The 26,416-nt window shown below is 72.3% G+C and carries 27 protein-coding genes; 8 read left to right on the forward strand and 19 right to left on the reverse strand.

Annotated elements, in window-relative coordinates; genetic code table 11:
* Positions 1-24: 24 nt before the first annotated feature.
* Positions 25-1,308 carry an HD domain-containing phosphohydrolase gene (locus VMI11_00575; protein HTY70899.1) on the reverse strand — a complete coding sequence of 428 codons (1,284 nt, stop codon included), beginning with the start codon at positions 1,306-1,308 and terminating at the stop codon, positions 25-27.
* On the reverse strand, positions 1,305-2,666 hold the full coding sequence (locus VMI11_00580) for an HD-GYP domain-containing protein (GenBank protein ID HTY70900.1): 1,362 nt from the start codon (positions 2,664-2,666) through the stop codon (positions 1,305-1,307). Before VMI11_00580 ends, VMI11_00575 begins: the two co-directional genes overlap by 4 nt.
* 693 nt (positions 2,667-3,359) lie before the next feature.
* Here VMI11_00580 and VMI11_00585 point away from each other — a divergent pair.
* Together VMI11_00585 and VMI11_00590 are read left to right on the forward strand one after the other, a co-directional pair.
* Positions 3,360-4,013, forward strand: a complete 654-nt coding sequence (locus tag VMI11_00585; protein HTY70901.1) for a hypothetical protein — start codon at positions 3,360-3,362, stop codon at positions 4,011-4,013.
* A gap of 10 nt (positions 4,014-4,023) precedes the next feature.
* The gene (locus tag VMI11_00590) at positions 4,024-4,683 is read left to right on the forward strand and encodes a hypothetical protein (GenBank protein ID HTY70902.1); all 660 of its coding nucleotides are present in this window, start codon (positions 4,024-4,026) and stop codon (positions 4,681-4,683) included.
* A gap of 123 nt (positions 4,684-4,806) precedes the next feature.
* Here the strand turns inward: VMI11_00590 and rsrA are convergent, their stop codons facing one another.
* The 4 genes from rsrA to VMI11_00610 all read right to left on the reverse strand — a co-directional run bounded on the left by rsrA (position 4,807) and on the right by VMI11_00610 (position 7,207).
* Positions 4,807-5,118 carry a mycothiol system anti-sigma-R factor gene (gene rsrA, locus VMI11_00595; protein ID HTY70903.1) on the reverse strand — a complete coding sequence of 104 codons (312 nt, stop codon included), beginning with the start codon at positions 5,116-5,118 and terminating at the stop codon, positions 4,807-4,809.
* Positions 5,115-5,720, reverse strand: coding sequence for a sigma-70 family RNA polymerase sigma factor (locus VMI11_00600; protein HTY70904.1), 606 nt, complete (start codon positions 5,718-5,720; stop codon positions 5,115-5,117). Before VMI11_00600 ends, rsrA begins: the two co-directional genes overlap by 4 nt.
* A gap of 135 nt (positions 5,721-5,855) precedes the next feature.
* Positions 5,856-6,479 (reverse strand): alpha/beta family hydrolase, encoded by a 624-nt coding sequence (locus tag VMI11_00605; protein HTY70905.1) that lies wholly within the window; start codon positions 6,477-6,479, stop codon positions 5,856-5,858.
* Between the two features lie 5 nt (positions 6,480-6,484).
* Entirely contained in the window at positions 6,485-7,207 is a 723-nt protein-coding gene (locus tag VMI11_00610; protein ID HTY70906.1) for an SOS response-associated peptidase, read from the reverse strand.
* 140 nt (positions 7,208-7,347) lie between these two features.
* Here VMI11_00610 and VMI11_00615 point away from each other — a divergent pair, with 140 nt between their 5' ends.
* Positions 7,348-8,817, forward strand: coding sequence for a cytosine permease (locus VMI11_00615; protein ID HTY70907.1), 1,470 nt, complete (start codon positions 7,348-7,350; stop codon positions 8,815-8,817).
* A 73-nt stretch (positions 8,818-8,890) separates the two neighbouring features.
* On the opposite strand, the gene codA is transcribed toward VMI11_00615, so the two are convergent.
* Both codA and VMI11_00625 read right to left on the reverse strand, forming a co-directional pair.
* Complete coding sequence (codA, locus tag VMI11_00620) at positions 8,891-10,171, reverse strand: cytosine deaminase (protein ID HTY70908.1); 1,281 nt, start codon at positions 10,169-10,171, stop codon at positions 8,891-8,893.
* Positions 10,168-11,382, reverse strand: coding sequence for a Rieske 2Fe-2S domain-containing protein (locus VMI11_00625; protein ID HTY70909.1), 1,215 nt, complete (start codon positions 11,380-11,382; stop codon positions 10,168-10,170). The genes codA and VMI11_00625 overlap by 4 nt, the downstream gene beginning before the upstream one ends.
* Positions 11,383-11,456: 74 nt before the next feature.
* Between VMI11_00625 and aroA the strand changes: the two genes are divergently transcribed.
* The gene (gene aroA, locus VMI11_00630; GenBank protein ID HTY70910.1) at positions 11,457-12,719 is read left to right on the forward strand and encodes a 3-phosphoshikimate 1-carboxyvinyltransferase; all 1,263 of its coding nucleotides are present in this window, start codon (positions 11,457-11,459) and stop codon (positions 12,717-12,719) included.
* A gap of 7 nt (positions 12,720-12,726) precedes the next feature.
* Positions 12,727-13,755, forward strand: a complete 1,029-nt coding sequence (gene rsgA, locus VMI11_00635; GenBank protein ID HTY70911.1) for a ribosome small subunit-dependent GTPase A — start codon at positions 12,727-12,729, stop codon at positions 13,753-13,755.
* Between the two features lie 3 nt (positions 13,756-13,758).
* Here rsgA and VMI11_00640 read toward each other — a convergent pair whose 3' ends face one another.
* Positions 13,759-14,286, reverse strand: coding sequence for a DUF2231 domain-containing protein (locus tag VMI11_00640; GenBank protein ID HTY70912.1), 528 nt, complete (start codon positions 14,284-14,286; stop codon positions 13,759-13,761).
* A 48-nt stretch (positions 14,287-14,334) separates the two neighbouring features.
* Positions 14,335-14,643 (reverse strand): DUF2087 domain-containing protein, encoded by a 309-nt coding sequence (locus VMI11_00645; protein ID HTY70913.1) that lies wholly within the window; start codon positions 14,641-14,643, stop codon positions 14,335-14,337.
* A gap of 20 nt (positions 14,644-14,663) precedes the next feature.
* On the opposite strand from VMI11_00645, the gene hisN reads away from it, so the two are divergent.
* Entirely contained in the window at positions 14,664-15,479 is an 816-nt protein-coding gene (gene hisN, locus VMI11_00650) for a histidinol-phosphatase (protein HTY70914.1), read from the forward strand.
* Between the two features lie 9 nt (positions 15,480-15,488).
* Here hisN and VMI11_00655 read toward each other — a convergent pair whose 3' ends face one another.
* Genes VMI11_00655 through VMI11_00685 form a run of 7 tightly spaced genes read right to left on the reverse strand, consistent with a single transcriptional unit; the run spans position 15,489 to position 23,963 of the window.
* Positions 15,489-16,301: an ATP-binding cassette domain-containing protein gene (locus VMI11_00655; protein ID HTY70915.1), complete on the reverse strand. Its 813-nt coding sequence runs from the start codon at positions 16,299-16,301 to the stop codon at positions 15,489-15,491.
* 5 nt (positions 16,302-16,306) lie between these two features.
* Positions 16,307-17,320, reverse strand: a complete 1,014-nt coding sequence (locus tag VMI11_00660; GenBank protein HTY70916.1) for an ABC transporter ATP-binding protein — start codon at positions 17,318-17,320, stop codon at positions 16,307-16,309.
* On the reverse strand, positions 17,320-18,183 hold the full coding sequence (locus VMI11_00665; protein HTY70917.1) for an ABC transporter permease: 864 nt from the start codon (positions 18,181-18,183) through the stop codon (positions 17,320-17,322). Before VMI11_00665 ends, VMI11_00660 begins: the two co-directional genes overlap by 1 nt.
* The gene (locus VMI11_00670) at positions 18,180-19,181 is read right to left on the reverse strand and encodes an ABC transporter permease (GenBank protein HTY70918.1); all 1,002 of its coding nucleotides are present in this window, start codon (positions 19,179-19,181) and stop codon (positions 18,180-18,182) included. The genes VMI11_00665 and VMI11_00670 overlap by 4 nt, the downstream gene beginning before the upstream one ends.
* Positions 19,163-20,587 (reverse strand): amidase family protein, encoded by a 1,425-nt coding sequence (locus VMI11_00675; GenBank protein ID HTY70919.1) that lies wholly within the window; start codon positions 20,585-20,587, stop codon positions 19,163-19,165. Before VMI11_00675 ends, VMI11_00670 begins: the two co-directional genes overlap by 19 nt.
* Positions 20,584-22,254: an ABC transporter substrate-binding protein gene (locus VMI11_00680; protein HTY70920.1), complete on the reverse strand. Its 1,671-nt coding sequence runs from the start codon at positions 22,252-22,254 to the stop codon at positions 20,584-20,586. The genes VMI11_00675 and VMI11_00680 overlap by 4 nt, the downstream gene beginning before the upstream one ends.
* A gap of 41 nt (positions 22,255-22,295) precedes the next feature.
* Positions 22,296-23,963 (reverse strand): amidohydrolase, encoded by a 1,668-nt coding sequence (locus VMI11_00685; protein ID HTY70921.1) that lies wholly within the window; start codon positions 23,961-23,963, stop codon positions 22,296-22,298.
* A gap of 159 nt (positions 23,964-24,122) precedes the next feature.
* Here VMI11_00685 and VMI11_00690 point away from each other — a divergent pair, with 159 nt between their 5' ends.
* Positions 24,123-24,815, forward strand: a complete 693-nt coding sequence (locus VMI11_00690) for a TetR/AcrR family transcriptional regulator (GenBank protein ID HTY70922.1) — start codon at positions 24,123-24,125, stop codon at positions 24,813-24,815.
* Positions 24,816-24,824: 9 nt separating this feature from the next.
* On the opposite strand, the gene VMI11_00695 is transcribed toward VMI11_00690, so the two are convergent.
* Both VMI11_00695 and VMI11_00700 read right to left on the reverse strand, forming a co-directional pair.
* Entirely contained in the window at positions 24,825-25,046 is a 222-nt protein-coding gene (locus VMI11_00695; protein HTY70923.1) for a hypothetical protein, read from the reverse strand.
* A gap of 148 nt (positions 25,047-25,194) precedes the next feature.
* Positions 25,195-25,923, reverse strand: a complete 729-nt coding sequence (locus tag VMI11_00700) for a hypothetical protein (GenBank protein HTY70924.1) — start codon at positions 25,921-25,923, stop codon at positions 25,195-25,197.
* 110 nt (positions 25,924-26,033) lie between these two features.
* Here VMI11_00700 and VMI11_00705 point away from each other — a divergent pair, with 110 nt between their 5' ends.
* Positions 26,034-26,405 (forward strand): CBS domain-containing protein, encoded by a 372-nt coding sequence (locus tag VMI11_00705; GenBank protein HTY70925.1) that lies wholly within the window; start codon positions 26,034-26,036, stop codon positions 26,403-26,405.
* The last annotated feature ends 11 nt before the right edge of the window (positions 26,406-26,416 follow it).

Genomic DNA, 26,416 nt, shown 5'->3' on the forward strand with positions numbered 1-26,416 from the left:
GTCGGAAAACCTACCCCCGAGCGGTCAGCGCCCGGAACGTCGCACGATGCGCGCCAGCGTCTCCACGACCCGCGGGTCGTAGTCGTAGGCCATGCCCAGCCGGAGCCGCTCGATGGCGTCCAGGCCCCGCGAGTACTCAGCCCCCTCGGGGACGAGGTCCTCGAAGGCGTTGACGACCTTGATGATGCGGCTGGCGAGCGGCAGCGTCTCGTCGGTGGTCTCGTGGGGCCGCCGGTAGGGGTCGGCCTGACGCGCCACCACCAGGGCCACCCGGTCGAGCACGCCGGCCTCGCGGATCACCGCAGCGCCCAGCTCCGCGATGCGCCGCTGCTCGCCGCGGTCCACCATGATCGTGGCACCGCCGGGGACCGGCTCGGTCAGCGAGAGCTGGCCGAGGTCGTGCATCAGCGCGGCGTACTCCAGCTCGAGCAGCTCGTCCTCGCGCATGCCCAGCTCGCGCCCCACGGCCAGGGACAGCTCGCTGACCCGCTGGGCGTGGCCGGTCTCGGTGTAGCCCCCGAGCTCGGTCACCCGGGACAGGGAGCGGATGGTCTGCAGGTAGGTCGCTCGGATCACCGAGTAGCGCCGGAACGACATCTGGGTGAGCAGCAGGGGGACGCAGAACACCGGGAGGGCCCAGAACGCCATGACCTGGGCCGCGAGGGCGATGAGCACTCCGGTGGCCGCGACGGCCGAGCCGAGCGCCAGCACGGCGCGCAGCTCGTCACGCAGCGAGATGAGGTACGGCGCCCGGTCACGGTCGGCTCGCAGGAACGCGGCGAGGACCGCGTCGGCGAGCAGGACGAGGACGGCGACGCCCAGCATCACCAGAGCGAGCACCCATGTCGGCTGGTGAGCCAGCCAGCTCTGCCCCCCGTTCCAGGCCGGGCGGAAGGCGTAAGCCGCCAGCGCGGCCAGCAGGATCCGCCGGGCGGGCTCGTCGACACGCGGGGTACGCCCGGCCAGCACGTGCGGGACGGCGCCCAGCAGGACCGCCACCGCCGCCAGCGCGATGACCTGGGTGGCGGGGTAGGTGGTGGGCTGGGTGCCGAAGCGGGCCAGCAGGGCGTACGCCAGGATGCCCGCGGCTCCGACCGGGGCAGCCTCGCGGTCTCCGGGCAGCTGCAGCCGGACGACCTCGCCGAGCGCGACCAGGACCAGGAAGGCTGTTGCGATCACCGGCTGGTGCACGTGCTCGCCAGCCGTGAGCACCACCGACCACAGCACGAGGAGGACGGCGGCGCTGGCGACGAGCGCCGTCCCTCGCATCTCGGTCGAGCGCGCGCGCGTGGGCAGGGCCATGGTCATCTGGGCTCCCGCTGCCCCACCGCCGGCAGCGCGCCGTGGCGGGTGCGCAGGGCCAGCAGCGTCGGGTCGTCGTCGTCGACAGCGCCCGGTGGCTGCGGGTCCATGTGGGCGGGCGCCGGGGTCCATGGCTGCTTGCGCAGCGCGGACACCAGGGCGTCGACCATCACCGGGTCGAACTGGGTGCCCTTGCAGCGCTCGAGCTCACCGACCGCCTCCTCCTGCGAGCGGGCCCCGCGGTAGGAGCGGGTCGAGGTCATCGAGTCGAAGGCGTCGGCGACCGCGATGACGCGCGCGAACTCAGGGATGCTGGGGCCGGCCAGGCCCATCGGATAGCCGAAGCCGTCCATCCGCTCGTGGTGGTGCAGGATCCCCTGGAAGGCCTCGTCCAGGAACTCGATGCCCTGCAGCATCTCGGTCCCCCGGACGGGATGGACCTGGATGGCCGCGAACTCATCGGGCGTGAGACCGCTGGTCTTGTGCAGGATCTTGGTCGGTACCCCGAGCTTGCCGACGTCGTGCAGCACCCCGGCGTAACGCAGCGCGTTCACCCGCTCCTCGCGCATGCCCAGCACCCTGGCGATCATCACCGAGGCGGTCGCGACCCGCTCGCTGTGGCCGCGGGTGTACAGGTCCTTGGTCTCCACCGCCTGGACGAGCGCGCGGACGGTGGCCTCGTACGCCGCCTGCTCGGCGGTGTACTGCGAGATCGCCCAGCGGGCCACCACCAGGGGCAGCAGCACGAGCGCCGCTGACAGCGCACCCATCGAGGGCCACAGGACCGCCATGAGCAGCCCCAGGAGGCTGTAGCCGAGGTAGCCCGGGGCGGTGGGCAGCAGCGCCGAGCGGATCACCCGGGCGGGCGCGACGCCCTCCACGGACCAGAGCACGCCGACGAGCAGCGCGCCGTTGACCAGGCAGTGCACGGCGCCGGCCAGCAGCACCGCGGCCACCGCGGAGGGCCGGAAACCGCCGGCCATGAACTGCAGGTGGGAGTCACCGGCCAGGGCGATCACCGCAGCTGCGGCGAAGGAGGACAGGGCGAGGGCGGCGGAGTTGAAGGCCCGCTTGATCCAGGCTCCGCGGAAGCTCATGAAACCGCCGAGCGCGCCGATGAGCGCCGCCTCACGGGGTCCCGAGACCAGCCCGGCGGCGATGTTGATCGGCAGCGTCATCCGCATGGCGACGCCCAGGCGCTCGCGGCTGAGCACGGCCAGGTTGACGCGCTCGACCACGACCGAGAGCAGGGTGAGGGACGCGACGACCTCGACGTTCACGCTGTGCGGGGCGTACGGCAGCGTGATCACGACGAGCGCGGCCAGGCAGACCACGCCGACGTAGACCTTGCCGCGAACAGGCACGAAAGAACCCCCCAACAGCCCTGCGGTCCAGAGCGAGACGGGGATCGGCAGCTCGGAGGCCCTCACTCCCAGTTCCAGTGCGAACTCGTCGTGAGGAAACGCTCGACTGCTGACGCGATCTTGCTCATTGGGTGCATCACCCCTGGATTCACGTCACGGACGCCGCTGATCGTCCGTGCGAGATCCGCTCCGCTGGTAGATGCGGGCAGCGGCCCGCAGGCCGCTTTACCTCTGAGCGGGGGGCAACCGAGCTGCCGATCCCCTTCTCGCCCTGTTCAGTTGTCTTCCTGCGTCTTTCCCGTGGTTTCCGTCGTCCCCGTGGTTTCCGTCGTCCCCGTCGTTTCCGTCGTTTCCGTCGTCCCCGTGGTTTCCGGTGTCCCCGTGGTTTCCGGTGTCCCCGTCCTCGCTCGTTCCCTCGCCGCGCCGGCTGGTCCGGTCGAGCGAACCTCCTGCGGGTTGATCATGCCAAGAGACGTGACGGAAGTGAACGGTGTGACGCCGGAACTCGTCAAGTGAATCTTTGACTACCAGGAGTGAATTTCCCCGGATCAGGGTGCCCGTTTCGCCACCAAAACGACAGGTCCGACCACGGGGCAGGAGCGGTTTCACCCGGAAGGAGCAGTTTGGCGCCGCCCCTCTGCCGCACCGGGAAGGCCATGACCTACCCTCGCGGCAAGGGCCAGGGAGGCGACGGTGACGGGACGGGCGGACCGCAGCGCGGCGTACGCCGAGCTGGTCAGCGGGCTGCTCGAGGCTCGCCACGACGCCGCGTCGGCGCGCTTCGACGCCGAGGTCGCGGCCGCCGAGGCCGACGGTCGAATCGACGAACGGACCGCGCGGGTCCTCCGGTGGTGGCAGCGCGAGTCAGTACGTGCAGTGATCGAGCATGCACGCGCAGTTATCCCGCCTGCCCTGGGTGCGCTGGACGACGCCGATGCCGACGCGGCACGGCACAACGACGACGCCGCGGACGCCTGGGAACGTGCCACCACCCGTCCCCGGCTGGACCTCTCGCCCGCGCCGGCGCCGGCCGAGACGGCGGTTCGCGACCACCGACCGGAGGCCCCCCGTGCGCCCTCCGAGCCCCCGCGACCGGTGCCCCAGGAGCCGTCGCGACCCGCGGCCCAGGAGCCCGAAGGCGCGTCCGAGTCGCAGCCGGTGCGGGTCCCGGAGGAGGGTCCGTGGGCCATCCCGGCCGCGCGCAGCGCGTCGCCGGACCTCGCCGAGCCCGACGGTCCACGACGGCTGATCGTGGCCGGTCTCAACCCCTTGCCCCGCGGCAGCGGCGGCGGGCAGGCTCGGCGAGAATCCGTGCTCGACCGGCATCGCGACCGACATAAGGAGTAGAGGACCACCCGTGCCCACGCTGCGACTGCTGCCTGAGCTCGAGGACGAGCTGAAGCGACTGCCCGGCATCATCGCGGCGAGCGTGGTCACCGGACCGGATGCAGTGCCCACCGAGGTGCACATCCTCGCCGAGCCCGGCAAGCCGGCGAAGCAGGTGGTGCGGGACGTGCAGTCCTACGCGCTGGCCGTCCACGGCCTCGACATCGACCACCGGATCGTCAGCGTCGTCCAGATCGGCTCGGACGAGGTCGCCGAGGACCGCCCGCGGGTGGTGCCGGGCCCGGAGCCGGAGTCGGCGCCGCGACCGGTGATCAGCTCGATCATGGTCCGCACGGCCGGCAGCGAGGTGGAGGCTGTCGTCGAGGTCACGACCGCCGGTCACGTCTTCGAGGGACGCGTGGTCGGACCGGCCGTCGCCTCGCAGCGCCCGCGCATCGTCGCCCAGGCGACGTTGCGCGCCGTGGACGAGCTGCTCGGATCCGCCGCGGAGGTCGACAGTGCCGGGGTCCACCCCCACGGGGACCACCTGGTGGCGGTTACCCTGCTCACGGTCATGGTGCCGCGCTCGGGAGCCCAGCTCGTGAGCGGGAGCGCCGTGGTCCGCGGCGACGAGGCGGAGGCGGTGGCCCGTTCCGTGCTCGACGCCCTCAACCGCCGACTGTCCGGCTGAGCGTTGGGAGAGCCACGATGAGCAAGCGAGCACGCAAGCGTCGCGACCGCAAGAAGGGCGCGGCCAACCACGGCAAGCGGCCCAACGCCTGACCGGGCGCGCCGCGCGGCCGGCTGCGCGGGCCTACTCGGGGCGGTACTCCACGCTCGAGATCTCGATGCGCACCTGGGCGATCCTGGAGAGCACCCGCGACCGCAGCTCGCGCGACGCCGTCTCAGCCCCGCAGCAGCGCGCGATGAGCACCTTGACCTCCTGCTCGATGCCGTACTGGCGAAGGCACGGGGCGCACTCGTCGAGGTGCTGGCGGATCCGCAGCTTCTCCTCGTCGGGGATCTCCCCGTCGATGTAGCTGTACACCCGCTCGAGCGCTTCCCGGCAGTCGGTCTCGCTCGGCTCCCAGTCCTGCCCGAGCGCGTCATCGTGCGGGCCGGTCATGACGCCTCCCCTGCGGGGACCAGACCACGCTCGCGCGCGTAGTCCTCGAGCAACGCCCGCAGCGCCCGGCGGCCGCGATGCAGCCGCGACATGACGGTGCCGATGGGCGTACCCATGATGTCGGCGATCTCCTTGTAGGCGAAGCCCTCGACGTCGGCCAGGTAGACCGCGATCCGGAAGTCCTCGGGGATCTGCTGGAGGGCTTCCTTGACGTCGGAGTCGGGCAGGCGGTCGAGGGCCTCGGCCTCGGCGGAGCGCAACCCCGTCGAGCTGTGCGACTCCGCCCGCGCGAGCTGCCAGTCCTCGACGTCCTCGCCGCTGGACTGCTGCGGCTCGCGCTGCTTCTTGCGGTAGGTGTTGATGAAGGTGTTCGTGAGGATGCGGTAGAGCCACGCCTTGAGGTTGGTCCCCTCGGTGAACTGGTGGAAGGCGGCGAACGCCTTCACATAGGTCTCCTGCACCAGGTCCTCGGCGTCGGACTGGTTGCGGGTCATCCGAAGCGCGGCGGCGTAGAGCTGGTCCAGGAACGGCAAAGCGTCTCGCTCGAAGCGCGCCTGACGCTGCTCGGGGGTCTCCTCGAGGTCCTCGTCGGACACCCGCACCTCCCTGCCTGCACCTCGGTCCGGACCCGACGAGGGTATCGGCCACTCCGGCCACTCGAGGAAGGGCGGCCGCTCACCCGGCGCAGCAAGCATGTCGCCTGCAACATCTCGGCCGTCGGGCGGCATTCCCGGGCGTCAGTGCGAGTGGTCGAGCACCCAGTCGCCGACGGCCTCGGTGAGCATCGCCAGGGCCTCGCTCTGGGTGAGACCCGAGCGTTTGCCGACGGCGAACCCGTGGTCGGCCCCCGGAATGGCGACGACGGAAGGGCCGGCCGGGATCTCCTCGGGTCCCCCGAAGGCGTCGCGCGCGCCCTGCACGACGAGGGTGAGCACGCCCGAGCCGAGCAGCTCATCGGCCCGGGATCGATCCGGCCGTCCCGGCGGGTGGAGCGGGAAGGCCAGGGCCACCACGGCGGACGCGCCGACCTGGGCGGCGGTCCGGCAGGCGACCCGGGCCCCCGCGCTGCGTCCACCGACCACCAGGCGGCCCCGGCGTGGCCGGGTGACGTGGGCGAGGGCCGCCGCCCACGCTTGGTCGAGCTGGCCCGGCGGGGCGGCCACCCGTCGGCCGGCCACCCGCCACGGCTGCTCCATGCGCACGACGGTGATCCCCCGCCCCGGCAGGTCCGTCGCCAACGCCTGGAGGTCCCGCGTCTCCACGCCGGCTCCCGCTCCGTGCCCGAGGACGAGCACGACCCGCGGTCGCGCCGCCTCCTCGACCACGAGCCGGGCGGGCCCGACCGGGGTGTCCACGCGCAGCTCGGTCACGCCGGCACCGGGTCGAGCAGCTCGGCGCCGTTGTGCGCGACGTTGTTCACCCGGGTGCTCACCGGGTAGGCCTCGAGCTCGCCGGGCGAAGGCGGGGCGAGGAGAGCGAGCGCCGCGGCCGGGTCGGTGGCCCCCGGGTCCAGCCAGGAGGCCCAGGCCGCGCGCTCGACCAGCAGTGGCATCCGGTCGTGGATGCGGCCCACCTCGTCCACCGCCTCGGTCGTCAGCACCGTGCAGGTCCAGACCCACGCCTCCTGCTCGGCGGGGTCCAGGGCGGGGTCGCGCCACACCTCGTACAGCCCGGCCATGGCAAGCGGGTGCCCGTCGGCGCGGTGGATGAAGTACGGCTGCTTGCGGCCCTCCTCCGCGTACCACTCGTAGAAGCCGTCGGCGGGCAACAGGCAGCGCCGCGCGGCCAGCGCCTTGCGGAAGGCCGGCTTCTCGGCGGCGGTCTCGACCCGCGCATTGATCAGCCGGCTGCCGATCCTGACGTCCTTGGCCCAGGAGGGCACCAGTCCCCAGCGCAGCACGCGCAAGCGACGAACGGGCGGGGAGTCCACCGGCGCGTCCCGGTCCCGGCGGGTCAGGACGGCCGGCACCGGCTTGGTCGGCGCGACGTTGTAGTCGGGTTCCAACGGATGGCGCAGCTCGACCCGCTCGACCTCGAACTCCTCCACGAGGTCGTCGGGGTTGCGGCTGGCCGCGTAGCGCCCGCACATGGCGCCATCCTCGTCGATGCCTCCGACGGCGTGGCCACCTGTCCGCCGGGTGAACGGAAGGGAAACACGTTCGTCACCCAGCACGTCCCGCCACCCCCTAGTCTTCGGCCAACCGCCCTCTCCCGATTGGTGACCCACCCATGGACTCAGTCGAGACGCCGTCGGACCAGCCCACCGTCCACGGGGGGTCCGCCCCTGTCATCGAGGTGGTCGCCGAGGTCCGGGAAGGCACCTACGGAGACCGCGTCGCGACCGTCGAGCCCGGCGGGGCGGGCCTGATCACCGAGGAGGAGCGGCACGGCCGGCCGATCAACCTCTTCTGGACGTGGCTGTCACCGAACCTCGAGTTCGCGACCGTCTTCGTCGGCGTGATCGCGGTCCTGTACTTCGGGCTCACCTTCTGGCAGGCGGTGTCCGCCATCGTCCTCGGCACCGGCCTGGGCGCCTTCTTCCAGGTCGTGCTCGCGGCCCGCGGGCCGGAGCTCGGCGCCCCGCAGATGATCGTCAGCCGGATCCCGTTCGGCTTCTTCGGCAACATCCTCCCCGCGGGACTGAACTCCCTCGTCGCGGGCGTGGGCTGGTTCGCGGTCAACAGCGTCAGCGGCGCCCTCGCGCTGAACTCGCTGATCAGCATCCCGAAGCCGTTGGCGCTGCTGATCATCGCCGTGGTCCAGATCGCCATCGCCTTCCTGGGCCACAACCTCATCCACGTCTTCGAGCGCTACGCGTCGTACGCGCTGTTGATCATCTTCGCGGTGACCTCGATCGTCATCCTGGACAAGGCGCACAGCCACCTCGGGGCCGCATCGAGCGGGCACGTACCAGGTGGCTGGCTGATCGCGCTGGGAGCGACCTTCGGCTACGCGGCCGGGTGGAACCCGTACGCGACCGACTACACCCGTTACCTGCCCAGGGGCCAGGGTCGGGCGGCCGGGCTCTGGTCGGGCGCCGGCATCTTCGTCTCGTGCGTGCTGCTCGAGACGGTGGGCGCGGCCTCGGCACTGCTCGCGACGAACAGCAAGGGCAGCCCGACCGACCAGTTCGTCAGCCACCTCAGCTCGACGCTGGGCAACCTCACCCTCCTCGCCATCGTGGTCGGCGCGATCTCGGCCAACGCGATCAACGTCTACTCCGGTTCGATGTCCTTCCTGGCGCTGGGCATCGAGCTGCCGCTCAAGCTCCGGCGGGCCATCGTGGCCGCGGTCTTCGGGACGGCAGGCTTCCTCCTCGCCTGGTCCGGCCTGCACGACGAGGGCCAGAAGTACGAGAACTTCCTTCTCGTGATCTCGTACTGGATCGGCCCCTGGCTGGGCGTCGTGATCGTCGACCAGTACCTGCGCCGACGCCACGTGGTGTCGGGATACCTCTACGACCGCAAGCACAACCCGGTCGCCGGCTTCGTCGCCATGGCTCTCGCGATGATCGTCTCGATCACGCTGTTCTCCAACCAGACGGAGTACGTCGGCTGGGTGCCCAAGCACCACCCGGGCTTCGGTGACATCACCTTCGAGGTCGGCTTCGTCATCGCCGCGCTGGTCTACTGGGCGATCTACTCGATCGAGAAGTCGCGTCGCCCCGAGCCCGACGAGGTCCTCGTCCTCCCGAGCTGACCGGCGCGGCCCCCAGCCGGTCCCGCCCACCCCGTCGAGTGGGCGGAATCGGGGATCCGCTGGGCAGAGTCGGTCACCCGCGGAGGAAGTCGACCGACCGCTCGACGCCGTGCCAGGTCACCGTCGTGCTCCGAGGCTGCGTGCGTGCCACGACACGGCCGGCGCGCAGCACCAGGGTGCGGGGCGCCTGCAGGCGCAGCGCGTCGACGTCGGTCGGGGCGTCGAAGACCACGAGGTCGGCGGGGCTGCCGACGTCCAGCCCGTAGCCGTCGAGCGCCAGGGCGCGGGCCGGGTTCACGGTGACCATCTCCAGCAGCTGGTGCAGCTCGGCGTCGCCGCTCATGTGGCCGAGGTGGGCGAGCACGAACGCGGCCTGCATCGGGTCCCCGTGCCCGAGCGGGTACCACGGGTCCATCACCGAGTCGTGCCCGATGCAGACGTTGACTCCGGCCGCCATCAGCTCCTTGACCCGGGTGTGGCCGCGCCGGATCGGCCCGGTGTCGAAGCGCCCCTGGAGCACGGCGTTGTCCAGCGGGTTCGTGACCATGTGCAGCCCGGCCCGGGCGATGTTGCGCACCAGTCGGTAGGCGTACGCCGCGTTGTAGGAGTGCATCGCGGTCGTGTGGCTGGCCGTCACCCGCCCCGACATCCCGCGCCGCAGCGTCTCGGCGACCATCGTCTCGACGAAGCGTGAGTGGTCATCGTCGGTCTCGTCGCAGTGGATGTCGACGAGGAGCCCGAACTCGTCGGCCAGGGCCATCGCGAACTTCACCGACTCGACGCCGTCCTCGCGGGTCAGCTCGTAGTGCGGGATCGCGCCGACCACGTCCGCGCCCAGCTCCACGGCGCGGCGCATGAGGCTAGGACCGTCGTCGAAGCCCAGGATCCCGAGCTGGGGGAACGCGACGATCTGCAGGTCGACCATGCCGCGTGCCTGCTCCCGGAGCTCGACCATCGCCCGCAAGGCGGTCAGCTGCGGGTCGCAGACGTCGACGTGCGTCCGTACGTGCTGCACGCCGTGGGCCAATTGCCAGCGCAGCACCTCCCCGGCGCGGGCGGTCACGTCCTCGACGGTGAGGTCCTTCACCCGGTCCGCCCACACCGCGATGCCCTCGAAGAGCGACCCGCTCATGTTGGGTCTCGGCTGGCCGACGGTGAGCACCGCGTCGAGGTGGATGTGCGGCTCGACGAGCGGCGGGGTCACCAGCGCCCCGCCCAGGTCGAGCACCTCCCGCGCCCTGGTGTCAGGCGTCACCGCCACGACGCGCCCGCCGTCGACCCCGATGTCGACCGGGTCCTGCGCGCCGACCGGTCGCGCCGTTCGCAGCAGGAGGTCGATCTCGGGCGCGGTCACGCCGCCGCCTCCGCGACGAAGGCCGCCAGGGCGCGCCGCAGGGCCACGCCCAGGCGGTCCGCGCGGACGTGCATCTCGGCCTTGAGGTCGAGGGGGAACGTGGGGGCGTCCATCACGACCTGCAGGGCGAGGTCCTCGGCGAGCACGGCCTCCTCGAAGGCGACCTCACGAGCCACCACCTGGGCGTCGGGGTCGGCGACGCCGCCGATCCCGTGCAGCAGCATCTTCGTCCAGATCAGCGTCGAGCCCTCGTCCTCCGGGGTGGCGAGGAAGAGGATCGTCTTGACCGCCCCGGCGTCGAGCTCCTCCAGCCGCAGCAGCAGCTGGAACGGCGCGCGGTAGACATAGGTCGCGCGGCGCCGCTGCCGGACCGGGCGCAGGCCGGCCACCACCCCTGGGTCCTCCGGGTTGTCGAAGTCCTGCACCTGGACGCTTCGGAAGCCGTTCGGCTCCTCTACCACCTCATAGGCCGGCACGACCTCGACGTCCGCGCCGAAGGTCGCGGCGTGGACGAACGGGAAGTGCGCCACGTCGAGGAAGTTGTCCGCGACGGCACCGCAGGAGACGCCGGTACGTGCCGGCGGCAGCCAGGCGCCGACGAAGTCGCGGTCCTCGACGTCGGGCTCGTCGAACAACGGGACGAGCGGGGGCTCCAGGGCGACGTGGACCAGGCCCCAGCGCTCGGTGATCGCGTGCACCGGCGGGTCCGCGGTCCAGCCGCCGGGGCCGCGACTCAGCGTGAGGTCGCGCCCGAGCAGCCGTACCTCGACGGTCTGCCCCGGTGCATCGGCCTCGAGCACCGCGTGCCAGGCCCTGGCGAGCGCGGGATCGGTGTTCCCGAGACCCGCCCGCACCACGGCTCGCCCCCCCGCCGGCGTCGCCTGCGCCCAGACCGCGCCGTCCCGCTCCACGACCCGCGGCGCGTCGGGCAGGTGCGCTCCTCGCGGCACGTCGGCGTCGCCCATCGAGGGGACACGCAGGCACCGGCCGTCGAGGGAGAACTGCCATCCGTGGTACGGACAGGTCAGCACCCCGTCCGCGAGACGCGCCGCGTCGAGGGGCACCAGCCGGTGCGGACAGCGCGCCGAAAGGAGGACGGGTGGCCCGTCGTCGCTGCCACGAAGCAGCGTGTACGGCGTCCCGCCGACGTCGACGCGGCTCGGACGGGTCGTCACATCGGCCGACGCGGCCACCTTGATCCACGGGTCCACCGGGCCATCCTCTCCCTCGACCCGGCCGCCGCCCAACGCGGCGGCCCGGCTCCGGCGCTCTAGGCTGGTCGGCGATGACCGACCTGTGGGCCGCACCCGTCGCCGAGGGTCCCGTCGACGCCGTCGTGACGCTGCCAGGGTCGAAGTCCGTGACCAACCGAGCCCTCGTGCTGGCCGCCCTGGCCGACTCGGCCTCGCTCATCAGGCACCCGCTGCGCGCCCGCGACACCGAGCTGATGGCCGAGGGGCTGCGCCGGATGGGTGCCGAGGTCGAGGGAGAGTCGGCATGGGCCGTGCAGCCCCGACGGATGCACGGCGCAGACGTGGACTGTGGCCTCGCCGGCACCGTGATGCGCTTCCTGCCGGTCGTCGCCGGTCTGGCCGACTCCGACGTGCGCTTCGACGGGGACCCCCGAAGCCACGAGCGTCCGATGGGTCCGCTCGTCGACGCGCTGCGAACCCTCGGCGTGGAGGTCGACGACGACGGCCGTGGGGCGCTGCCGCTCACGGTGCGGGGACGCGGCTTCGTCAAAGGCGGCACCGTGACGCTGGACGCATCCGCGTCCTCGCAGTTCGTGTCTGCGCTGCTCCTGGTGGGCCCCCGCTTCGACGAGGGACTCGAGGTACGGCACCAGGGACCCCCCATGCCGTCGGCCCCGCACGTCCGGATGAGCGTGTCGATGCTGCGTGCGGCCGGAGGCGTGGTCGACGACGACACCCCGGACGTGTGGCGCGTCGCGCCCGGCCGCCTGGTGGGGCGCGACCTCGACGTGGAACCCGACCTGTCCAACGCCGCACCGTTCCTGGCCGCCGCGCTCGTCACCGGAGGACGCGTCACCATCCCCGGCTGGCCGTCCGGCACGAGCCAGGCCGGGGACGCGCTGCGGGAGCTGCTGGCGTCGATGGGGGCCAAGGTGTCGTGGGGGGCGGACGGCCTCACCGTGAGCGGAACGGGATCCGTCGCCGGCATCGACGCCGACCTGCACGATGTCGGCGAGCTGACCCCCACCCTGGTGGCCCTCGCCGTGCTGGCGAGCTCTCCGTCCCGCCTGCGCGGCATCGCCCACCTTCGCGGGCACGAGACAGACCGACTGACCGCCCTCGCCGAGGCCTTCGGCGGGCTCGGAGCCGAGGTGCGCGCCAGCGAGGACGGGCTGGAGGTGCGGCCGCGCCCCCTGCACGGAGGGCCGTTCCCGACCTATGACGACCACCGGATCGCGACGGCGGGAGCGGTCGTCGGGTTGGTCGTGCCCGGCGTCCAGGTGGTCGACGTCGCGACGACCGCGAAGACGCTGCCCGGGTTCGTCGACCTCTGGCTGCACATGCTCGGCCGCTGACCCGGCCATGCCGCGCCGATCCGACCTCGACGAGGACGACGTCCGGGTACGTCCCGGCCGGGCGAAGTCGCGAGCCCGTACCAAGGACCGCCCGGCTCACGGCAGCGCGGTGGAGGCCGTGGTCCTCACCGTCGACCGGGGCCGCTTCACCTGCCTGGTGCTCGACCCCGAGTCCGACGCGCACGGTCTCGAGGTCGTCGCGGTCAAGGCCCGCGAGCTCGGCCGCAGGGGGATCGTCGTCGGTGACCGGGTCGCCCTCGTCGGTCACGTGTCCTCGGACCCCGACGCCCTGGCCCGCGTGGTACGCGTCGAGCCACGGCGCTCCGCGCTGCGGCGCAGTGCCGATGACACCGACCCGGTGGAGCGCGTTCTGGTCGCGAACGCCGACCAGCTCGCCATCGTGACCGCCCTCGCCGACCCGGCACCCCGCGTCGGCCTGATCGACCGCTGCCTGGTCGCCGCCTACGACGCCGGGCTGCGACCGCTGCTGGTCCTCACCAAGGCCGATCTCGCGGGACCCGAGGCGCTGCTCTCGACCTATGCCGCCCTCGACGTCGCCCACGTCGTCGTCACGAAGGGCGGTGACCTCACGGCGCTACGCGAGCGACTTCTCGGCCGCGTCACCGTCCTCGTCGGCCACAGCGGGGTCGGGAAGTCGACCCTCGTCAACGCCCTCGTCCCCGGGGCAGACCGCTCGACCGGCCGGGTCAACGCGGTCACCGGACGCGGCCGGCACACCTCCTCCTCCGCGCTCGCGCTGCCCGTCCCGGGCATGGCGGACACCTGGGTCGTGGACACGCCCGGGGTGCGCTCCTTCGGGCTCGCGCACGTCGATCCCTCTCGGGTGATCCACGCCTTCCCCGACCTGCAGGCGGGGACCGACGGCTGCCCGCGAGCCTGCTCGCACGACGAACCGGACTGCGCCCTGGACGCCTGGGTCGCCGCTGGGTGGGCGGCGCCCGAGCGGCTGGCGTCGCTGCGCCGGCTCCTGCGCACCAGGGAGGAGCCGCGCCTCGAGGAGCCCGAGGGCTCCTGAGACTCACTGGCGGTGGTCGGTCGCCTGGACGATCGGGCGCCACACGGCCCGGGAGCCGGCATCGCCGGTGTAGGCGACCCACCCCGTCGCGAGGGCGCAACAGGCGACGGCGACGGCGCACGCGACCAGCCGCGCCCCCGGCGACGGCGGCGACGCAACGGGTTCGGGCGGTGAGGAGCGCAGGCTGAGGTTGCCCATCCGCTCCTCGACGACGAACCACACCCCGGCCGCAGCCGCGGCCAGCAGCACGAACCAGACGACCCACACGCCGAGGTGAGCGTGGTGCTGGATCGCCGGGGACGCGCCGATCCGGGCGCGAAGCGCCCGCCCGGACTGGACCGCGACGAGCGAGGCGAGCAGGGCGATGACGAGGAGCACGAGGATCGGCACCGCGAGACGCTCCCGCCAGGTCCGGCTCGCCGCGGCGACGAGCACCCCGAGGAAGGCCAGCGGCACGAGCACGACCACGGCGTGCACGACGAGGATGTGGACCGGCAGGCCGGTGACCGTGTCGAAGATGCTCGCCGGCATGTCGCTCCTTCGTCCGGGCGGTTGGGCGCCGAGGGTGGGCGCGCTGTCCTAGATCGGCACGGTCCCCCCGGCGCGCCAGTAGACACCGCGCTCGCGGTGCAGGAAGCCCTCGTCGACCAGGGCGCGCCGAAGGGCCGGGTAGTCCGGGTGGAACTCCCGCAGCCGCTCGTCGACCTGGGCCTCGAGGTAGTGCAGTCCCGGGACGAACTCCTGGGCGAGCCGGTCGAGGACCACCAGCCGCTTGGAGCGCTTGGCGGGGAGCCGCACGAGCCGGCCGTCCACGAAGAACGCCCGCTCGATCTTCACGATGTCGAGCCTGCCGTGGTTCAGCCTGCCCATGGACGCCCAGCCTGCCACGCTCGATAGGGTCCCGGACCGTGGACGAGGCGACCTCCTCAGCGACCCATCACGACGACCTCGAGCTCGCGCTGGCCCTCGCCGACGAGGCCGACGCCCTCACCCTCGAGCGCTTCCTCGCCCAGGACCTGGTGGTCGAGACCAAGCCCGATCTCACCCCGGTCACCGACGCCGACCGCGCCGTCGAGCGTCTGCTGCGCGGGCACCTGGCGGCGAGGCGCCCCGCGGATGCGGTGCAGGGCGAGGAGTACGGCGCCGACGGCGACCCCGACACCGGGCGGGTGTGGGTCCTGGACCCGATCGACGGGACCAAGAGCTTCGTCCGCGGGGTGCCCGTCTGGGCGACCCTGATCGCTCTGCTCGTCGACGGGCTGCCCGTCGTCGGCGCGGTCTCCGCTCCCGCGCTGGGGCGCCGCTGGTGGGCCGCCTCGGGAGCGGGGGCCTGGACCGGGGGGGCCCTGGTGGAGACACGGCTCATCCACGTGTCCTCCGTGGGGGTGATCGCGGACGCCTCGGTCTCGGTCAGCGACCGCCGTGGCTGGGCCGAGGTCGGCCGGCTGGCCGGTTTCGAGACCCTGCTCGAGGCGGCCTGGCGCGCCCGCGCCTACGGCGACTTCTGGTCCCACATGCTGGTCGCCGAGGGCGCGGTCGACGTCGCGGCAGAGCCGGAGCTCTCGCTGTGGGACGTGGCGGCCCTGGTCCCGGTGGTCGAGGAGGCGGGCGGGCGGATCACCGGCTGGGACGCCTCTCGGTGCACCGGCCCCACCGGTGGGATCACGACGAACGGGATCCTGCACGAGCAGGTCCTGTCCGTGCTGGCCGGCGCGGCCTCCTAGGTTCCTCGCTCAGCCGGCCGCGACCTCGCGGCGCAGCGCGCTGATCGCCTCCAGGTCCCAGCCGGGTCGCGGCAGCGAGGAGAGAAGCAGCTTCGTGTACGGGTGCTGGGGGTCGCTGAGCAGCTGGGCGGTGGGCCCCTGCTCGACCACTCGCCCCCGGTGGAGCACCAGCGCCTCGTCGCACACGTAGCGCACGACCGCCAGGTCGTGGCTCACGAACACCAGCCCGATGCCGGTCTCCCGCCGGATGTCGGCCAGCAGGTTCAGCACCTGGGCCTGCACAGAGACGTCGAGGGCCGACACCGCCTCGTCCAGGACGAGCACGCTGGGGGCGACCGCCAGCGCTCGCGCGATGGCCACTCGCTGCCGCTGGCCGCCGGAGAGCGCCCGTGGCAGGGCAGCGGCCTCGCGGGCGCCCAGCCCCACCTGGTCGAGCAGCTCGGCGATGCGCCGGGCCCGGCTCGAGCGGTCGAGCCGGGTGTGCAGCCGCAGCACGGCGTCGAGGCAGTCGTCCACGGTCACCCGAGGGTCCAGGGACAGGTACGGATCCTGGAAGACGATCTGCACCGCACGAGCGCGCGCCAGTCTCTCGGAGCGCCGGCGGGCGTCGAAGGCCAGCGGGCGGCCCTGGATGACCACCTCCCCCGCGTCGGGGCGCTCCAGGCCCACCAGCAGACGAGCGGTCGTGGACTTGCCGGACCCCGACTCCCCCACGAGGCCGACGCTGCCACCGGCGTCGACACGGAAGGACACGTCGTGCACGGCGCGCACCAGCGTCGCGCCGCTGCGGTAGGTCTTGGTGAGGCCGACGGCCTCGAGCAACGGGCTCACGGACGACCCTCCTCGAGGCTGCCCAGCCGGACGAGGTCACCCGTGGAGAGCTGGGCCCGCGGGCAGGCCACCTCGTGGCCGGCGCTGCCCGTGACCGGCTCGAGGCCGGGTCGAAGGGACAGGCACGGATCTGGAACGGCGAGCGGGCAGCGCGCGGCGAAGGCGCACCCGGGCGGGTCCTCGAGCAGGCCGAGTGGCGTGCCCGGGATCGGGACGAGCCGCTCCTGGGCGCCGTGGATGTCCGGCGTCGAGGCGAGCAGGCCCACCGTGTAGGGATGCCTCGGCTCGGAGAACAACCGATGGGCCGGGGCGGCCTCGACGACGCGTCCGGCGTACATGACATAGACCCTGGTGCACACCGCCGAGGCGAGGTCGAGGTCGTGGGTGATGAAGAGCATCCCCATGCCCCGCTGGGCCTGCTGACGGGTGAGGATCGCGAGGATCTCGGCCTGGGTGGTGACGTCCAGAGCCGTCGTCGGCTCGTCGCAGAGGAGCAGCGCTGGCTCGGTGGACAGCGCGGCAGCGATCATCACTCGCTGGAGCATGCCCCCGGAGAGCTCGTGCGGGTGCTGGCGAAGATGTCGGGGCGGGTCGGGCATCCCGACGGCAGCCAGCAGCTCGACGGCCCGCTCGGTGGCGGCGCCCTTGGACCAGCCGCGGTTCAACCGCAGGGACTCGGTCATGAAGTCGCCCACCGTGCGCATCGGGTTGATCCCGGCCCGCGGGTCCTGGAAGACCATCGACACGGTGGACGAGCGCAGGGTGCGCAGCTGCGCCGGGGCCGCGGAGCCGACGTCGACGTTGCCCACGAGCACCCGACCGGCCACCTCCGACCCGGACGGTGTGAGCCCGAGCACCGCCCGCGCGGTCACCGACTTGCCCGACCCCGACTCACCGACCAGGCCGACGATCTCGCCGGCCTCCACGGTCAGGTCGACCCCGTCGAGGATGGGACGGCGCGCCCGGCCGGGAAGCCGCACCGACAGCCCGTAGATCGACAGCAGCGCCATCAGCGTTCCCTTCGCGCGATGCGGTCGCCGATCTCTTCGCCGACGACGTTGAACGCCACGACGACGACGACGATGGCCACGGCCGGTGCGATCGCGGACATGGGCTGACCGGAGAGGACCGCACCTCGACCCTGTTCGACCATGGCGCCCCAGTCGGGCGTCGGAGGCTGGACGCCGAGCCCGAGGAAGGACAGCGCAGCGAGGTCGAGGAGCGCGTAGCCGAAGTTCAGCGTGGACTGCGCGAGCACCGTCGAGGACACGTTCGGCAGCAGTCGCCTCGTCGCGGTGTACGTCGGCCCGAAGCCCTGGACGCGGTAGGCGGCGACGTACGGCTGCGTCTTGCCCTGCACGACCAGGCTGCGGGTGAGCCGAGCGACGAAGGGCAGATAGGCGACTGACATCGCGACGACCGGCGCCGTCATGCCCTTGCCGAACAGGGCCACGACGAGGATCGCGAGGAGCAGTCCCGGGAAGGCGAACAGGATGTCGAGGACCCGCGACAGCACCAGGTCGACCCAGCCGCCTCGCCAGCCGGCGAGGAGTCCGACGACGATCCCGAACACCGTGGAGAGCACGACCACGAACAGCGGACCGACCAGGCTGGTGCGCGCACCGAACATCACCCGGGACAAGGTGTCGCGGCCCGACTCGTCGGTGCCCAGCAGGTGCTGCAGGCTCGGGCCGGACAAGGCGTTCGACAGGTCCGTGGCGTTCGGGTCGTAGGGCGCGAGGACGGGAGCGAACAGCGCGATCAGCACGAAGCCGATGAGGATCGTGACGCACGTCCAGAACAGCCAGCTTCCGCCGAAGTCGCGCACCGCGCCGAGCCGGCCGACGCGGGGCGTCTCGATCGCGACGCTCATCGGGCCGCGTCACCTGCCTTCACCCGGGGGTCGATCAGCGGGTACGCCAGGTCGACCACGAAGTTGATGATCACGAAAGCGGCGACGACGAGGAGCACGAGCGCCTGGACGACGGGGAAGTCGAGCTTGTCCACCGACGCCACGAGCAGTGAGCCGATGCCGTCGAGGCCGAAGGCGGTCTCGACCACCGCACTGGACACGAGCAGCCCTGCCACGAGCAGCCCGGAGATCGTGAGGATCGGCCCACCGGCGTTGCGCAGGACATGCCGGCGCACGACCGTCCTCCTCGCCAGCCCGCGGCTCAGGGCGACCTCGACATGCTCTCGGCTCAGCACGTCGAGCATCGACGACCGGGTGATGCGCGCGACCAGCGCGATGAAGGTCAGAGACAGTGCGATCGCCGGCAGCGTGAGGTGGTAGAGCCGGTCCACGGGGCCCTGGCCCGCGCCGAACGTGGGGAACAGGCCGAGGCGCACCGAGAAGAACGAGATCAGCACGATCGCCGCGGCGAAGGAGGGGATCGCGGCGAAGAACGTGACGACGACCAGGACCGCCTTGTCGCTGCTGCGCCCGGCGCGAAGCGCTCCGAGGATCCCGGCACCGAGACCGACGACGAGGATGATCACCGCCGACAGCAGGACGAGGGAGAAGGTGGTCGGCAGTCTCGACGCGATGAGCGTGGAGACGTTCTCGCGGTACTCCAGCGACCGGCCGAAGTTACCGTGGAGCACGCCGGCCAGCCAGTGGACGTACTGGACGAGGAACGGCTGGTCGAGCCCGTACTGCTTCTTGATCGCCGCGATGGTCGCCGGCGACGGGCTGCGCCCCTGGATGAGGAAGTCGATCGGGCTCCCGGGGACGACGTACAGCGACGCGAACACCAGGAACGAGGTGACCAGCAGGGTGAGCATCAGCCCGAGCAGTCGCCAGACGACGAACGTCGCGGTGCGGGGAGGCGCGACCCCGGCACCGTCGAGGCTCACAGCGTCGGTCGCCACGTCGCGTCGCCCCACCGAGGCTGCTGGCGCTCCAACGCGGCGCCGAGACGGAAGACGGTCCGGTCGTCGTAGGTCCGACCGACGATCTGCACGCCGGTGGGCACCCCGTTGCTCGCCAGGCCGCTCGGCACCGACAGCACCGGGACCCGGCCGATCACGTTGAACGGGATCGTCATGAGGGCGTCCTCCCACGCGTGGTCCCCGCCGTCGATGCGCACCACCGCGTCGACGTAGTCGTCGCCGGCGACCAGCCCCTCGGTGCCTATGGTCGGGCAGAGCAGCGCGTCATGGGAGTCGAGCAGGTCGCCGAGCGGGCGGTAGACCTCGGTCTCGGCGGCCAGCCCCGCGAGGCGTGAGGCGGTGTCGCCGTGTGCCGTCGCCCGGGCGGCGAAGGCTCGCGTGTACGGCATGAGCAGCTCGGCGTCGTCCCCGGCGATGCTGTCGACGAAGGCACCGAAGATGGAGCCGAAGTGCGCCCACGCGGCGGCCAGGATCACCTCCCGTCGCCACGGGAGCTCCACCTCCTCGACGTGCACGCCGGCTCCGCGCAGGGCGTCCGCGGCGGCTCGGGTGTTCGCCTCGACGACGGGCTCGACCGGGAAGTCGCCCAGGCGCACGCAGAGCGCGACCCGCATCCCCTCGACCTGGTCGTCGACCTCGCCGAGGTGGTAGGTCGGGCGGAGCGACGCCTGGTCGCCCGCCCACGGCCCGGCGAGGACGTCCTGCAACCGGGCGACGTCGGCGACGCTGCGGCCCATCGGGCCGTCCGCGCAGTAGCTGTCCAGGTTGAACGGCGCGAGCCCCGGGATCCGGCCGAAGGGAGCCTTGAAACCGACCACACCGCACAGCGAGGACGGGATGCGGATCGAGCCCCCGATGTCCGAGCCGGTGGCGAGGACGGTGGTGCCCGCGGCCAGCGAGGCGCCCGCGCCCCCGGACGAGCCGCCCGGGGAGAAGGCCGTGTTCCACGGGTTGCGGGTGACTCCCCAGAGCTTCGAGTGCGTGAACGGCGCGCACGAGAACTCAGGAGTCGTGGTCCGCGCGTGCACGACCGCACCGGCCGCGACGACCCTGCTGACCACTGGGTGGGTGACGTCGGCGACGACACCCTGCTCGAGGAGGGATCCCTCCTCGATGAGCCGTCCCGCGATGGGCTGCTCCTCCTTCAGGGCCAGGGGCACTCCCTCGAGCGGACGGATCTCCGCGTCGCGGTCGCGGTAGCGTCGCTCGGACTCGCGCGCGGCGACGTAGGCCTCCTCCCGCATCTGCTCGGTGAAGGCGTTCACGTCCGGCTCGACCTCGTCCGCCCTCGCGAGGACGGCGTCGAGCACCTCGACGGGCGACAGGTCCCCGCGACGGAACCTCGCCAGCGCCTCGGTCGCGGAGATGTAGTGGAGGTCGTTCACTTCGCGGCCCCGATCGTCGCGGCCCAGGGGTAGTAGAGGAAGTTGATCGACGGCGAGACGCCGGTGATCCGCTTCCCGAGCCACAGCGACGTCGGCGCGGTGAAGAGGGGCAGCCAGGGCAGCTCCACCTGGCTGATCTGCTGCGCCTTCGCCGTGTACGCCGAGCGCTGGACCGGGTCGGCGGTCGCGATCGCGTCGTCCACCGCTGCGTCGAAGGCCTTGTCGGACCAGGAGCCGTAGTTGCTGAACTCACCGGTGCGCAAGACGCCGTACATGTCCAGCGGGTCGCCGATCGAGACGTACCAGGCGGTCATGAACAAGTCGATCCCCTTGCGAGCCGCGGGGTCACTGAACAGCGCGGTGTACTTGTCCGGGGCGATCGTGCGGATGACGGGGTCGAGGCCGATCGCCTTCGCGGCGGCCGCCGTCGCCTGGGCGACGATGTCCGAGTCCGCCGAGATCGGGCTGGTCGCGATGACGACCTTCTGCCCGTTGACGCCCGCCTGGGCCGCCAGGGCCTTGGCCTTGGCGACGTCGTAGGGGTAGCTCGCCAGCCCGGCGTAGTAGGAGTCGACGGTGGCCGGGGGGACGCCGACCCAGTCGCTCCTGGTGACCAGTGAGTCGGCGAGGTCGCCGACACCCTGCTCGCCGGCCTTGATGATGCCCTGCCGGTCGGTCGCCATGAGCAGTGCCTGACGGACGCGCTTGTCGCTGAGGACTCCCTTGAGGTTGCTGACGATCTCGTCGACCACGGTGGTGTTGGTGCCGAAGTAGAGGCTGCCCTGGCCGCCGTTCTTCAGCTGCGCGTATGCGTTCGGCGGCACCTGCCAGCCGCCGTCGACCTCACCGGACTGCCACGCGTTGATCCTCGTGTTCGGGTCCTCGAGGAACACGAACTTCACCTGTGCCGCCTTGGCACGCAGGGTGGGGTCCCAGTACTGGTCGAAGCGCTTGAGGACGATGCTCTGCCCGGGCGTCCAGGAGGAGAGCGCGAACGGTCCCGTGCAGTTCACGCCGGTGCTCGGGTTCCCGTAGTTGGCGCCGTCCTTGGCCAGCGTCGCGGCCGACTCCACGGTGCCGGGCGTGACCGCCATGTACTGGTTGAAGGTCGCGTCGGGTCGGGAGAGGGTCACCGTGACCTGGTAGGGCCCCGTCTTCTCGATCGACTTCACATTGCGGAAGACGCTCGCCCAGTAGGAACCGACCTTGGGGTTGAGGTTGTACTTCAGCGACGCGACCACGTCGTTCGCGGTCATGAGGGTGCCGTCGTGGAAGTGGACGCCCTGCCGGATCGTGTAGACCCACGTCGTCGGATCGGGGTTCGCCCACTTCGTCGCCAGACCTGGCGAGTACGACAGGTCGGAGTTCCAGCGCAGCAGGCTCTCGCAGACGTTGGACAGCACCGTGTTCGGCGGGTAGTCGAAGGCGTAGGCGTAGCTGAGCGAGAGGGGCTCGGCGTACAGCGACCACGTGAAGGAGTCGATGTCCCCCGCCGGTGCCGGAGTCTGCGCGGTCAGCTGGTACGCGCTGTCGCCGGACACGGACGACGATGCGCCCGCCCCACCGGAGGAGCTCGCGGTGCCGCTGCACGCGGCCAGCAGGACGGTCGCCGCGGCGACGGTGGCCGCCGCGGCGAGGCGGCGCCCGGGGGCGAATCTGGTCAACATTCCTCCAGCGGGGTCAGCGGTCGAGGTCACGAACGCATCGGTCAGGAGATCGGGTCGAGGGGGGCGTCGTCGCGGGCGAAGACTCGGGCGCCCTCGACATAGGTCTGGCGAACCCGGGCGTCGGAGATGAGCTCGCTCGGGTGGGCGAAGGGGTCGCGGTCGAGGACGACGAGGTCGGCGTCCATGCCTTCGCGCAGCCGGCCGGTCAGCTCCTCCTGGTGGTTCACCCAGGCCGAGCCGGCCGTGTAGGCCGTCAGTGCGGTGGCGAGGTCGAGCGCGTTGCGGGCGTACAGGGGCTCCGCGTCCGGCCCGGCGCCCGGCGTGCGCCGGTTGACCGCGACGTGCACGCCGGCCAGCGGGTCGGCGCTGCTCACCGACCAGTCGCTGCCGGCGGCGATCCGTGCCCCCGCGCGTTCGAGGTCGCCGAACGGGTACTGCCAGGAGGCCCGGCGCTCGCCGAGGAACGGGATGGTGAGCTCGTCCATCTGCGGCTCGTGGGCCGCCCACAGCGGCTGGATGTTGGCGACGGCGTCGAGCAGGGCGAAGCGCCCGAGGTCGTCGGGATGCACCACCTGGAGGTGGGCCAGGTGGTGGCGGCCCTCGCCCGGCCCGTTGCGCCGGTACGCCGCCTCGAGCGCGTCGAGCGCCTCGCGCACCGCGCGATCGCCCAGGGCGTGGAAGTGCACCTGGAAGCCCGCGGCATCCAGTGCCGTGACGTGCTCTCGCAGCGCGAGGGGGTCGACGAAACTCAGGCCCGCGTTCGCGGTGCGGCAGCCGCATGCGTCGAGGTACGGCTCGAGCATGGCGGCAGTGAAGTTCTCGGCGACGCCGTCCTGCATGATCTTGACCGTGGTGGGCCGGAAGCGGCCGTAGCGACCCTCACCGCGCCGCTCGAGCAGCTCAGGCAGCTGCTCGAGCCCGCGCTGGCGGTCCCACCAGAGCGCGCCGACGACTCGGGCCCGCAGCTCGCCGTCCCTCGCCGCGTCGAGATAGACGGGCAGGATGTCCTGGTCGCCGAAGACCTCCCCGACCGCCGCGTCCTGCCAGCTCGTCACGCCGAGGGAGAACAGGTGGTCCTGCGCCGCGAGGAGCCCCTGACGCTGCTCCTGGGCGGTCACACCGGGAAGCAGGCCCGCCACCAGGGCGGCGGCACCCTCGTGCAAGGTGCCGGCGGGGAACCCGTCGGCCTCCCGCTCGACGCGCCCGTCCACCGGATCGGGTGTGTGCGGGCCGAGACCGGCGCGCTCGATGGCCGCCGTGTTGACCCACGCGCCGTGCCCGTCGCGGTTGGTGAGGTAGGCGGGACGGTCGGGCACGACCGAGTCGAGCAGCTGCCGGGTCGGCGTACCGGACGGGTAGTGGTCCATCGACCAGCCCGACCCGACGATCCACGGCAGGTCCGGGTTCGAGGCGGCATAGGCGGCGATGGCGGCGAGCGCCGCGTCGGCGTCGGCGCAGCCGTGGACGTCGCAGCGCAGCATCCCCACGCCCGCCATCACCGGGTGGACGTGGGCGTCCTGGAACCCCGGCAGGAGGAGCCCGCCGGCCAGGTCGACGACCTCGGTCCGCGGGCCGACGAGCTCGCCGACCTGCTCGTCGGTGCCGACCGCCAGGATCCGGCCGTCGGCGACGGCGAGCGCCCCAGGGTGGGAGGTCACCTGCCCGGGGCTGAAGAGTCGTCCACGGACGAAGACACGATCGGCGTTCACCCTGACCCTGGCCTCCTCGGCTGATGTCGGTCGGGTGAGGTTAGGTCAGCCCGCCTGAGGAGTCAACACTGTTGACTACATCGTTGACAAAGACGCTGGGCGCGGGCACGCTTCCCCTCCCGGCGAGCGACGCCGGATGGGCCAGGAGGAGGAGCTGACGTGGCCGACACGGCGGCACGACGACGGACGAGGCGGGCCCAGCTGGACCGCCGCACGATCGTCGACGCGGCCCTGCGGTTGGCCGCGACGGGCACGGCGGACGCGATCTCCTTCCGCAAGCTCGGGGCCGAGCTCGGCGTCGATCCCACGGCCATCTACCGGCACTTCCGGGGACGCGACGAGCTCGTCGAGGCCCTCATCGACGAGCTGCTGGTCACGGTCACCGCGGCGGCGCGCGAGGGCGACTGGCGCCGGCGACTGCTCGCGCTCGGCGTGTCGACGGTGGCCGAGATGACGGCTCACCCCTGCGTGGGCGTCGAGGTCGGCACTCGGTCCACCCAGGGCCCGGCGGAGCGCGACGCCATCGAGATCGTCCTCGCGGCACTCGACGAGGCCGGGCTCGACGAGGAGTCAGCAGTGCGCTTCTACGGTGTGTTCACCAGCTATGTCGTGGCCTTCGCCAGCGCCATGGCGGCTGGCCGCCTGACCGCCTCCGGCACCGAGGAGGACTACGACAACCGGTGGGTCGGTCCGCTCGCGCGCATCGATCCGCAGCGTCACCCGCACGTCGCGAGCTACGCCTCGGAGCTGATCCGGCTCACCGACGCCGAGGTGTTCGAGACCGGGCTCGCCGTGATCCTGGACGCCGCCGAGGCCGCCGGCGCCGCTAGGCGGGCCGGGCCGGCCTCCTGACGGGCGGTCTCAGCCGCCGGCCGGAGCCTCGGCCTCGCCAGGAGGCAGCCACCGACCGGTGCGCATGAGCAGGTCGAGGGCGCGCACCGCCGGGCTGGGGTCGTCCTCGTAGCCGTGCGCGTACCAGCGACGCCGGAAGTCATCGCCGCTGATCCCGAGCAGTCGGCTCGCCTCGACATCGATGAGGACCCGCAGGTCGACGGCCGGTGAGCGCAGGGCGGGCTCGGTCATGCCGTACAGCCTTCCCGCAGAACATGTGGGTCGCCTGGGACCGAGTGGTCGGGGCTGCCATCTGGGTCCCCGGCGGTTGAGCGCTCGCTCGAACCGAGCCTAGGAGGAGCCTCGCACCCCCACAAGACCTCGAGACCCTCGACCGGCCTCATGCCGCCGGCGACGGCGCGGCGTCCTGGCGGGCCGGCTCTGGCTCCGACGGGCGGCTGAACCGGGCCGGCCAGCGCACCAGCAGCGCAGGGGCGAGCAGGGTGGCGGCGAGGTCGAACCAGCCGTAGCCGCCTGCCGCCCCGGACGGCGGGTTGCCGATGGCCACCAGGCCGGTCGGGTCGTGCGGCTGCCACGCCCAGGTGCCCAGCCGCGTGCCCAGCAGCTCCAGGTAGGTCACGACGACGAACGCGCCGACGTAGAGGCCGCGGGAGCGACCGAACACGAAGAAGCCGAGCAGGCACAGGTACCAGAACGCTCCCAGCACGTCGAGGCGCGGGGCGAGCGGCGAGAGGCCCCAGAGCGCGTACGCCCCGCCGGCCAGGGCGGTCAGCCCGATGAGCGGCCGCAGGTGGCCGCGCACGTACGTGCTGCGCCCGATCGCCAGCGCGCCGAGGTAGACCAGCCCGTGGCCGGGCGGCACGAACCAGGGGACGTTGTGCAGCCGGTAGACGTACACACCGAGCCAGCCGGCGAAGGTGTACTCGACCGCGGTCGCGAACACCACGACGACCGCGGTCTGCATGCGCACGAGCGGGGTCTCTCGTCGCAGCAGCGCCACGAGGAGCAGCCAGGTGAGCAGCCCGAGGCCGTGCTGCTGGCTCAGCGAGGCGGTTCGGTCCAGCCACAGGACGGCCGGTACCCACACGAGGACGACGAGCGCGGGCACGGGCCCATCCTGCCGTGTCTTGCATGGACAGCGCGGCACGGCACCGCCACGATGTGCCTCATCAGTTCCTCGACCGGGGAGGCGGGAACGTGACGGACGTCAGAGCAGCGATGAACAGCGTCGTGCTGACCGTCGGGCCAGGGCACACGCTGCGCGAGGCGAGCCGGTCCATGATCGCGCGAAAGGTCGGCGCGGCCGTCGTGTCCGACCCCGACGGGGAGGGCGCCGGCATCATCACCGAGCGGGACCTCCTGCACGCCATCGCCGACGGCGGCGACCCCGACCGCGAGCTGGTCGGAGCGCACCTCACCAGCGACCTGGTCTACGCGGCGCCCGGCTGGACGCTCGAGCAGGCCGCGGAAGCCATGCTGCGCGGCGGGTTCCGTCACCTCGTGGTCATGGACGGCGGCGAGGTGGTCGGGATCCTGAGCGTGCGTGACATCGTCCGCCACTGGCACGCCGAGCGGGTGGCTCCCGTCTGACGGGCATTCGG

It is taken from the genome of Actinomycetes bacterium (genome assembly GCA_035506535.1).
Classification (GTDB): Bacteria; Actinomycetota; Actinomycetes; order DATJPE01; family DATJPE01; genus DATJPE01.

Bases quoted from the DNA above. Each gene is read 5' to 3' on its own strand.
- VMI11_00665 (HTY70917.1), bottom strand. From the start codon at position 18,183: ATGAGCGTCGCGATCGAGACGCCCCGCGTCGGCCGGCTCGGCGCGGTG.
- VMI11_00610 (HTY70906.1), bottom strand. From the start codon at position 7,207: ATGTGCGGGCGCTACGCGGCCAGCCGCAACCCCGACGACCTCGTGGAG.
- rsrA (HTY70903.1), bottom strand. From the start codon at position 5,118: ATGACCGGCCCGCACGATGACGCGCTCGGGCAGGACTGGGAGCCGAGC.
- rsgA (HTY70911.1), top strand. From the start codon at position 12,727: ATGCCGCGCCGATCCGACCTCGACGAGGACGACGTCCGGGTACGTCCC.
- aroA (HTY70910.1), top strand. From the start codon at position 11,457: ATGACCGACCTGTGGGCCGCACCCGTCGCCGAGGGTCCCGTCGACGCC.
- VMI11_00660 (HTY70916.1), bottom strand. From the start codon at position 17,320: ATGGCGCTGCTGTCGATCTACGGGCTGTCGGTGCGGCTTCCCGGCCGG.
- VMI11_00615 (HTY70907.1), top strand. From the start codon at position 7,348: ATGGACTCAGTCGAGACGCCGTCGGACCAGCCCACCGTCCACGGGGGG.
- VMI11_00640 (HTY70912.1), bottom strand. From the start codon at position 14,286: ATGCCGGCGAGCATCTTCGACACGGTCACCGGCCTGCCGGTCCACATC.
- VMI11_00680 (HTY70920.1), bottom strand. From the start codon at position 22,254: ATGTTGACCAGATTCGCCCCCGGGCGCCGCCTCGCCGCGGCGGCCACC.
- VMI11_00705 (HTY70925.1), top strand. From the start codon at position 26,034: ATGAACAGCGTCGTGCTGACCGTCGGGCCAGGGCACACGCTGCGCGAG.
- VMI11_00575 (HTY70899.1), bottom strand. From the start codon at position 1,308: ATGACCATGGCCCTGCCCACGCGCGCGCGCTCGACCGAGATGCGAGGG.
- VMI11_00695 (HTY70923.1), bottom strand. From the start codon at position 25,046: ATGACCGAGCCCGCCCTGCGCTCACCGGCCGTCGACCTGCGGGTCCTC.